This is a genomic window from Burkholderia sp. KCJ3K979 (genome assembly GCF_016759955.1).
Classification (GTDB): Bacteria; Pseudomonadota; Gammaproteobacteria; order Burkholderiales; family Burkholderiaceae; genus Burkholderia; species Burkholderia orbicola.
This window is the reverse complement of sequence record NZ_JACFYV010000265.1, coordinates 1-8,288: the sequence shown is the minus strand read 5'-3', so window position 1 is coordinate 8,288 and position 8,288 is coordinate 1. Positions and strand designations below refer to the sequence as shown.

The following is an 8,288-nucleotide window of genomic DNA, read 5'->3' as shown; positions in this document are numbered from 1 at the left end:
TCGTAGCCGAGCACCGTGTAGTCGCCGCGCCGCAGCGAACCCGCCATGCCGCGCCCCATGTTGCCCAGACCGATCACGCCCACCGTTTTCATCCGACGACTCCTGATAGCTGTTGGTTCGAGGCCGGCGCGCCAGCTTGCGCCTGCCTTGCATGGCCACGATGTTCGGTCCGGCGATCCGTATAATCAATCAACGCCAATATTGATATTGTTCTCTTTTTTAGAACACGCGAATCATGAGCGATACCCTGACCGACAGCCGCATCGTCTATTTCTACGAGGCCGTGCGTTGCGGCACGATCCGCGCCGCGGCCGACTGGCTCGACGTGGCGCCCTCGGCCGTGAGCCGCCAGATCGGGCTGCTGGAGAAGGAGCTCGACGCCACCCTGGTGGAGCGCCACGCGCGCGGCGTGACGCCCACCGAGGCGGGACGTTGCGTGATCGAGTATTTCCGCGAGCAGCTCGCGCACCGCGACGACCTGATCTCGCGCCTGCAGGAGCTGCGCGGGCTCAAGACCGGCCAGGTCAGCCTGGTGCTGGGCGAAGGCTTCGTCTCGGATCTGCTGGCCGGGCCCATGCAGCAGTTCTGCCGGCAGTTCCCCGGAATCCGCGTCAACCTCGACGTGGGCAGCACCAACGACGTGATCCGCAAGATCTCGAACGACGAAGGCGAAATCGGCCTGGTGTACAACCCGCCCGCCGAGCCCAAGCTGGTGTCGCGCGCGTCGAAGCGGCAGCCGATGATGGCGATCGTCGGCCCCGACTTCCCGCGCCGCAGCCACAAGGTGCTGACGGTGCAGCAGCTCGCCACCTACCCGCTGGCGGCCACTCACCCGTCCTACGGCACGCGGCAGATGATGGAGGCCGTCGAATACGCCGAGCGCGTACGGCTCGCGCCGATCATCACCACCAATTCCTTCGCGATCCTGAAGGAGTTCGTGAAATCCGGGCTCGGTATCTCGGTGATGCCGGCCTTCGCGGTGACGGCCGAACTGCAGGCCAGGGAGCTGTTCGCGATCGAGATCGCGCATCCGATCCTCGAGAACGCCGAGGCGCACATGGTCACGCGCGTGGGCCGCAAGCTGTCGGTGGCCGCCAACAAGATGCTGCAGATGATGACGGGGCAGATGCGCGCGTTTCGTTAGCGGGGCTGGCGTGGCCCGTACTCCTGCTCCTGAACGCGACGCGGGTTCGGGTTTGGAGACGGCTTCATGAAAACCGCAGATTCCGCTGCAAAGTGTTCCAGCAGATCAAGCAGCCGCCGCGTTCGAGAAAGGCTTCGTGGACAACGCCAGGCGCCCGTGCCCTCATGGGCACATCACCCAGGCCAAACGTCCTCACGCATCCGGATCCGGAATCCGCGCCGACTGAATCACCACCAGCGTATCACCGGCCTCGATCCTGCACGGCGGATCTTCGTAAAACGAATGAATCTTCCCGCAGCGATCGAGCCCGACCACGATCGCGCCCGGCACGACGTTCGTCAGGCAACCGATTTCATGCGGCAACGCCTCGCGCTCCAGCAGCGTCGCGCGACCGCGCGTCGACAGCATGTCGTTCACGAACGGCACGATGTAGCGGCTGTGGACCGCATCCGCCAGCAACAGCGCGCCGATCTTCGTCGACGATACGATCACGTCCGCGCCGGCCTGCCGCAGTTGCCGCTGATACAGGTTCTCCTGAATCCGCACGACGATCTTCGTATCGGGCGCGATGCTGCGCACCGACAGCGTCAGCAGGATCGCGGTCGGATCGTCGGTTACCGAAATGATCACGGCCTTCGCCGCGCGCACCTGCGCCTGCTGCAGCAGATCCTCATGTGCCGGATCGCCGAGCAACCCCGTCACGCCGAGCGACGTCGCCGCCTCGAGTGCCTGCTGCTGCGAATCGATCACGATGATCGTCGCCGGATCGACGCCGCTCTCCAGCAACTCGCGCACCGCGATCGATCCCGACAGGCCATAACCGCACACGACGATGTGATCGGACAGTTGCTTCTGCAGGCGTTTCATGCGGAATTCCTCGATGACGCGCTGGATCACGAACTGATACGCCGTGCCCAGGAAAATGAACCAGATGCCGATGCGGATCGGCACGATGAAGAACGCATCGAGCAGGCGCGCCCGCGCCGTGACGGGCACGATATCGCCGTAGCCGACCGTCGCGACCGTGACCATCGTGAAGTACACGAGATCGGCCACGGTCATCGGCGTGCTCTTGGTCGAATCGCGCAGGCCGTCGCGATCGAGATACAGCACGAGGAACGCCAGCGTGCACAACAGCACGACCGCGCCGAGACGGAACAGCAGCGTGCGCAGCGGCGACGTCGCGGGGCGCGTGAACAGCGTACGCGCACGCGGCGCCTGCCACGGATTGCGGGCGCGACGCAGACGCATGCGCAACGAGCGGCGCTGATCGGATGGCGTGGCCAACGGGGAATCTCCTGAAGGATGCGGGCTCGATTCTACGACGGGAACGCGGGTGCCCGGGCGTCACAGCATGCTGCGCGGCCGCACCATCGTCCCGTCGACGAACCGCCGCGCGCGAAATGCCGACAGGTCGAGCGACGGCGCGCCCGTGTCGATCCATTCGGCGAGCAGCCGGCCGACAATGGGCCCCATCGCGAAGCCGTGCCCGCAGAACCCTGTCGCGATCGCGAGCCCCGACGGCGTACCCGGCGCATCGATCACCGGGATGCCGTCGGGCAGCACGTCGATCAGGCCGGCCCACGCCTCGACGATCTGCGCATCCTTCAGCGCGGGAAAGATTGCCTTGAGCTTCGCGAGCGCGCGCGGCGCATGCGCCCGATTCGGCTGCGGCTGCGGATCGCGCGGCTCGATCGGCCCGGTCGCGCCACTGATGCGTGCGAGCACGTCGCGCCAGGCGGACGCATTCAGGTGCAGCCGGAATTTGTCGCGCTGCGACCAGAATTCCGGCCAGAAGAGGCTCAATCCGCGCAGGTGGCCGAGCGTCAGATCGACGTCGACCTGCATGTCGTCGGCGAGATTGATCGCGCCGTTCTTGCGCTGCCGGATGCCGAGGCCGTGCCCCCAGATCGTCGACGCGGACACGTGGGGCAGCACGTTGGTGCGCATGCAGGTGCCGCGCACGGCCTGCTGCGGCAGCCGGATGCCGACGCCGTCGAGCAGCCGGAAACTGGTCGCGCCGGCCGCGCAGATCACGCGCCGCGTGCGGATCGTCCCGCGTTCGGTCACGACGCCGACGACCGCGCCGCCCGCCGTCTCGATCGCGGTCACGCCGCAGCCTTCGAAGAAACGCGCGCTGGCCTCGGTCGCGCGCGCCGCGAACGCGGCGGCCACGCGACGCGGCTCGGCCTGCCCGTCGGTCGCCGTGTACAAGCCGCCGAGGGTACGCGCGTGCGTCGACAGTCCGGTCACGCGTTCGTCGATCTGTGCGCGTGTCAGCGTGCGCGTGTCGAGCCCATGCTCGCGCGCCACGGTGAGCCACGCCTGGAATGAGGCCCAGTCGTCTTCGTTGTCCGCCAGGTAGAGGCAGCCGCCCTGCCGCCATTCGAGATCGAAACCGAGCGCCTGCTCCAGACCTTCCCAGATCCGCATGCCGGCCATCATCAGCGGCACTTCGGCGGATTCACGCCCCTGCTGTCGCACGAAGCCCCACGCGCGCGTCGATTGCTGGCCGGCGATGCGCGACTTGTCGAGCACGACGGCTTTCAGGCCGCGCAGGCCGAGGTAGTACGCGGCCGCGCAGCCCATGATGCCGGCGCCGGCGATCACGACGTCGGCTTCGGCCGGAAATGCCGTATCGGCGTGGCTCAATGCGTCGTGCAGCGGATAGGTGGTGGTCATGGTTTTCTGTCGGATATCAGGGCACGGCAGGCGAAGCTTAGCGCGTCGATGCCGCGATCGCCGAAGCGGCCGCGGCTGACAAGCAACTGTTCGCGCAGGATCAGCGCGAGCGGCTACTGTCCGTCGAGCGGGAAAACGGCGAGCCGTTCCTGTATCTGCCGGCGTAGCGCGCACGCGCAATCGATGCGCGTCGCGCTCGACCACGCCACGTCGAATGCTCGATCATCGCGCAACCATTCAGTCAGGACTTCGCGGTCTGCGCGGAGCGATCGCTGCACAAGCGCTCAGTGCGAATAGCGCGTTTGGGTGCCTGCCGTGCGGTCGAACGGCTGCAGCCTCGCAAGCTGCTCGATCGACATCGTGACGACTTCGAGAACATGCCGCGCGATTTCGTCGTCAGCCATGCCGGCGTTGACGTACTGCTCGATGCTCATCGTGCGGGGCGGGTAGCTGCCGGTTTCGTCATCGACGATGTCGATTCTGGCTGTCCGCCTCTCGGGCGACAGCACGATCTGGACAGTCTTGCCGTGAACGACGGTCTGCATGCACAAGGTGGACATTCGCGGTCTCCAATTGCGTTGCCTTCGGACGATCGATACCCCACAACGGGAGTCGTCAATCTACAAATTTCCCGACGCATTCGCAATATTGAGGCAGCAATGCCGGCCGTTCGGCGCACTACACCGCCGCTCGGCCCGATGCCCGGATAGCACGGGCATCGGCACCCGCCGCGCTACGCATAGCGGCTCAACCACTCTTCGGAGAATTGTCTGGCGTACGCGACCGCTTCGGCTTCGGTGTCGAATTCACCCAGTTTGCGGAACGCAGCCTCGCGGCTGAAACCCACCTTCGTGACCTCGACCTGCGCGGCGTATTTGCCGGTCTCCGTCACGCGCGGCTCGCAGTTCATTTCGTATCCGCGCATCAAGAATGTCTTCTGCATCGGTTCAACACTTTTTTGAGACGGCGAAATCGTAGCACGCGGCTTGGCCGACGCCGAAAATGTAACTTCGTTGGTTTCACTAGAGGAAACCATCCATCGATCGTCCTGCAAAAATGGGCGGGATACGTCGGTCGGGGCATGGGGGTCCGCCCCGCGTTGGTGCATCGCGCGGCGATTACCTGCCGTCTCGTGCGGAATCGCATGCCGGTCCGTCGTCAATCCCATCCCGGTCCGTCGGAATGCGGACTTGAAGGCGTCGGACGCCCTGTCACGCGCCCGCGCCGCGGCAGATCGGACGTAACGTCATGACACACCTTTCACACAAACGCACCTTTCACAACACTGAATGACGACCATTTTGCGGTAAAGTTATCTTTTCCGTGCGTGGCCGGTCGGCTCGCCATTGGACGTCATGAAGACTGTCCGCCGAGACTGCCGCAAGGCGTCGTTCTGAACGTCACGATCCGTCCCCGTAGCATGACCACTGAAGCAATCACCACGGATTCCCTCGCGGTTGCCGAGCGCGTGCGCGAGCTGATGACCCGCAACGGCATCGGCAAGCGCCAGCAGACCACCGAGCTGTGCCGCATCCTCGACCTGAGTTTCTCGCAAGGCCACCGCAAACTGCGCGGCAGCAGCCCCTGGACGCTCGCGCAGATCAAGAAAGTCGCCGAAGCGTACGGCGAACCCGCCGCCCAGTTGTTCGGCGCGCAAACGCTCGACCCCGGCATGGTCGGCGCCTATTCCCAGGAAGCCGTCCTGTATGCGGGCGTCGCCGAGATTCCGTGCACCGCCTGGATCGGCGCGCCGCTCGAAGCCGGCGCGCGCCCCGAGTTCGTCGCGTACGAACAGAACGGCCGCTGGCGCGTGCTGCGCCATACCGGCGTGCTGTACCAGAACGCGTACGACGTGCACAAGATCGAGATCTATCCGCGCCGCGCGGAGAGCGACAAGCTCGTCGTCGCGGTGATCGACCCCGATCGTGTCGGCGCAACCGAGCTGTGCCGCTATCTCGAACGGCAGGGTTTCGCGACGGCCGCGTTCGACGGCCTCGCGGCGTTCGTCGATGCGCTGCAGGGTCAGGCCTTCGACGCGGTCCTGACCGAATGGCTGTTCGACGACGGGACGGCCGCCACCGCGATCAAGGCCGTGCGCACGTCCGACAACCCGGGCGCGCCGATTTTCGTGCTGACGGGCGACCTGCTCACCGGCCGCGCGAGCGAGGCCGACATCAGCGAAGTGATCCGCGCGTTCGACGTGGTGTGCTACGAAAAACCCGCGCGCATGGCGATCCTCTGCGCCGATCTCGCGAAGCGGCTCACGCGCGGCTGACGTCCGCCGGGCCGGCCGCCCGAATCGCGAACGGCCAACCTCCGCGCCGCGGGCATGAACGGGTTCCTCAGTACAATAGCCGCACCCGTTCACGCCCACGCCGGCATCCGCCGCCCGACGCCATGGCCCGCCTCATCCCCGACGACTGGAAAAGCCTCGCCGCGACCGGCGCGGCCGAACGCGAGCGCGAAACGCTCGCCGCGCTCGAACACGCGCTGCCCGACAGCTACACCGTGTATCACGGCGTCCACTGGACGCGCGCCGACCAGGCATTCTCGGTGTTCGGCGAAGCCGCGTTCGTCGTCGTGAGCCCGGCCGGGCGCGTGCTGCTGATCGAACAGAAGGCCGGCTTCCTGCGCGAGACCCCGAAAGGGCTCGTGAAGGTCTACCTGCAGAAGGAGCGCAATGTCCCGATCCAGCTCGCGCGCACGCAGGAGACGCTGCACCGGCGCCTCACGGCTGCGCTCGGCGCGGGCGTCTACGGCGTCGAGGCGTTGCTGTACTGCCCCGACTACTCGATCCGCGACGCGTCGATCGCCGGCGTCGCGCCCGACCGCATCGTCGATGCGTCGCGCAAGGCGCAGCTCGCGCAGGTGATCCGGCAGATCCTGCCCGAGGACGACGAGCACTTTCCGAACGCGCCGAAGCTCCACCATTTCCTCGCGGACGAACTCGCGCTCACGCCCGACACGAGCGCGCTCGTCGGGCAAGCCGGCACGCTCGTCACGCGGCTGTCGGGCGGGCTCGCCGCATGGGCGCGCCAGCTCGACTTCACGCCGTTCCGGCTGCGCGTCACCGGCACCGCGGGGTCGGGCAAGACCCAGCTCGCGGTGCAGGTGATGCGCGATGCCGTCGCGGCCGGCCAGCGCGTGCTCTACGTCTGCTTCAACCGGCCGCTCGCCGACTACATCGCGCGCATCGCGCCGCCCGGCGCGAAGATCGCGAACTACCACCAGCTGTGCGACTGGGTCGCGCGCGACGGCGGCTATACGCCCGATTTCCAGGTGCCCGGCGAATTCGAACGGCTCGAGGCGCGCTTCGCGCAAGCGCCGATTCCCGAACGCTGGCGTTTCGACGTGCTGATCGTCGACGAAGGGCAGGATTTTCATGCGCCGTGGGCCGCCGCGCTGGAGCGGCTGCTGGCGCCGGACGGTGCATGGTGGTGGCTGGAAGATCCGCTGCAGAACCTGTATATGCGCGAACCCGTCGCGCTGCCCGGCTGGGTCACGTTGAAGGCGCTCACGAATTACCGCAGCCCGCGCGACCTGCTCGACTTCGTGCGCGACGTCGTCGGCCGGGTCGAGCCGCTCGCGGCCGAACTGCGTTCGGGCAGCCCGTTCGACGGCTCAGATCCGTCGGTGTCGGCCTACGGGGAAGAAGACGCGTCGGGCGACGCACTGGCGCAACCCTGCATCGACGCGACCAAGCGTGCGATCACGCAGGCGCTGTCGCTCGGTTTCCGCAAGCAGGACATCGCGGTGCTGTCGTACCGCGGCCGCGAAGGCTCGGTGCTCGCGCCGCTCGACCAGCTCGGCCCGCACCGGATCAAGCGCTTCACCGGCAAGTACGACCTGTTCGGCAACCCCGAGTATCGCGACGGCGATGTGCTGCTCGATTCGATCTACCGTTTCAAGGGTCAGTCGGCGCCGTGCGTGATCCTCACCGAAGTCGACTTCGACACGCTCGACGCGCGTGCCGCGCGCAAACTGTTCGTCGGCGCGACGCGCGCGACGATGAAGCTGCTGATCGTCGCGTCGTCGCGGGCGGCCGCGCAACTCGCGGACGCGGCGGATTGATGCGGCGGGCGGGCGCCTGCCCGCCAGGGGACGATCTCCGACATCGCGATTGCCGACACATTCGGGCACATTTCTCGATGCCAGAGGGCCCTTGCCCACGCTCGTTTCGACCTGTTTCAGCAATACCTGACGGTTCGTCCGTTTGCAGCTGGCTTTTACGATGCCAGGCCATTCGTTGCAAACGGAATAGTCCATGGCCGACGTGAAAAAACTGCCGTACTACAAACCCGAAAAGGGATTGTTCGGATCGGAGTTGAGGGCATACAAGGGTTCCCAAGGGTGCATTCCGCTCGATACGCAAAGGAGCGTATCGATCGACCGGCTCGCTCCGGGGGAAAAGCCGCCGCCACCGCCTCCGAAAGTGATTTCCAGGCCTTCGGACGTCCCGAAG

At 66.4% G+C, this 8,288-nt stretch carries 8 protein-coding genes and 1 pseudogene; 4 read left to right on the top strand and 5 right to left on the bottom strand.

The window, feature by feature from the left end; genetic code table 11:
• Nucleotides 1-92, bottom strand: a 92-nt coding sequence (locus H3O04_RS31800) for an NAD(P)-binding domain-containing protein (protein ID WP_237666508.1), incomplete at its 3' end; no start/stop codon positions are given.
• 143 nt (nucleotides 93-235) lie between these two features.
• On the opposite strand from H3O04_RS31800, the gene H3O04_RS31795 reads away from it, so the two are divergent.
• The gene (locus tag H3O04_RS31795) at nucleotides 236-1,144 is read left to right on the top strand and encodes a LysR family transcriptional regulator (RefSeq protein ID WP_023475881.1); all 909 of its coding nucleotides are present in this window, start codon (nucleotides 236-238) and stop codon (nucleotides 1,142-1,144) included.
• A gap of 192 nt (nucleotides 1,145-1,336) precedes the next feature.
• On the opposite strand, the gene H3O04_RS31790 is transcribed toward H3O04_RS31795, so the two are convergent.
• The 4 genes from H3O04_RS31790 to H3O04_RS36730 all read right to left on the bottom strand — a co-directional run bounded on the left by H3O04_RS31790 (nucleotide 1,337) and on the right by H3O04_RS36730 (nucleotide 4,769).
• A complete protein-coding gene (locus H3O04_RS31790) occupies nucleotides 1,337-2,431 on the bottom strand; it encodes a potassium channel family protein (RefSeq protein WP_012339802.1) in 1,095 nt (364 codons plus the stop codon).
• 60 nt (nucleotides 2,432-2,491) lie between these two features.
• Complete coding sequence (locus H3O04_RS31785) at nucleotides 2,492-3,826, bottom strand: NAD(P)/FAD-dependent oxidoreductase (RefSeq protein ID WP_202589200.1); 1,335 nt, start codon at nucleotides 3,824-3,826, stop codon at nucleotides 2,492-2,494.
• A 284-nt stretch (nucleotides 3,827-4,110) separates the two neighbouring features.
• A complete protein-coding gene (locus H3O04_RS31780; protein WP_006478768.1) occupies nucleotides 4,111-4,386 on the bottom strand; it encodes a hypothetical protein in 276 nt (91 codons plus the stop codon).
• A gap of 173 nt (nucleotides 4,387-4,559) precedes the next feature.
• Nucleotides 4,560-4,769 carry a hypothetical protein gene (locus H3O04_RS36730; RefSeq protein WP_006478767.1) on the bottom strand — a complete coding sequence of 70 codons (210 nt, stop codon included), beginning with the start codon at nucleotides 4,767-4,769 and terminating at the stop codon, nucleotides 4,560-4,562.
• A gap of 477 nt (nucleotides 4,770-5,246) precedes the next feature.
• Here H3O04_RS36730 and H3O04_RS31770 point away from each other — a divergent pair, with 477 nt between their 5' ends.
• The 3 genes and pseudogenes from H3O04_RS31770 to H3O04_RS36395 all read left to right on the top strand — a co-directional run.
• Nucleotides 5,247-6,101, top strand: a complete 855-nt coding sequence (locus H3O04_RS31770) for a helix-turn-helix domain-containing protein (RefSeq protein WP_202589199.1) — start codon at nucleotides 5,247-5,249, stop codon at nucleotides 6,099-6,101.
• Between the two features lie 122 nt (nucleotides 6,102-6,223).
• A complete protein-coding gene (locus H3O04_RS31765) occupies nucleotides 6,224-7,897 on the top strand; it encodes an ATP-binding domain-containing protein (RefSeq protein ID WP_202589198.1) in 1,674 nt (557 codons plus the stop codon).
• 193 nt (nucleotides 7,898-8,090) lie between these two features.
• A pseudogene (locus tag H3O04_RS36395) lies at nucleotides 8,091-8,288 on the top strand (DUF6402 family protein); the annotation flags it as partial.

Excerpts from the sequence above, each read along its gene's own strand:
- H3O04_RS31795 (WP_023475881.1), top strand. The coding sequence starts at position 236 with ATGAGCGATACCCTGACCGACAGCCGCATCGTCTATTTCTACGAGGCC.
- H3O04_RS31785 (WP_202589200.1), bottom strand. The coding sequence starts at position 3,826 with ATGACCACCACCTATCCGCTGCACGACGCATTGAGCCACGCCGATACG.
- H3O04_RS31780 (WP_006478768.1), bottom strand. The coding sequence starts at position 4,386 with ATGTCCACCTTGTGCATGCAGACCGTCGTTCACGGCAAGACTGTCCAG.
- H3O04_RS36730 (WP_006478767.1), bottom strand. The coding sequence starts at position 4,769 with ATGCAGAAGACATTCTTGATGCGCGGATACGAAATGAACTGCGAGCCG.
- H3O04_RS31770 (WP_202589199.1), top strand. The coding sequence starts at position 5,247 with ATGACCACTGAAGCAATCACCACGGATTCCCTCGCGGTTGCCGAGCGC.
- H3O04_RS31765 (WP_202589198.1), top strand. The coding sequence starts at position 6,224 with ATGGCCCGCCTCATCCCCGACGACTGGAAAAGCCTCGCCGCGACCGGC.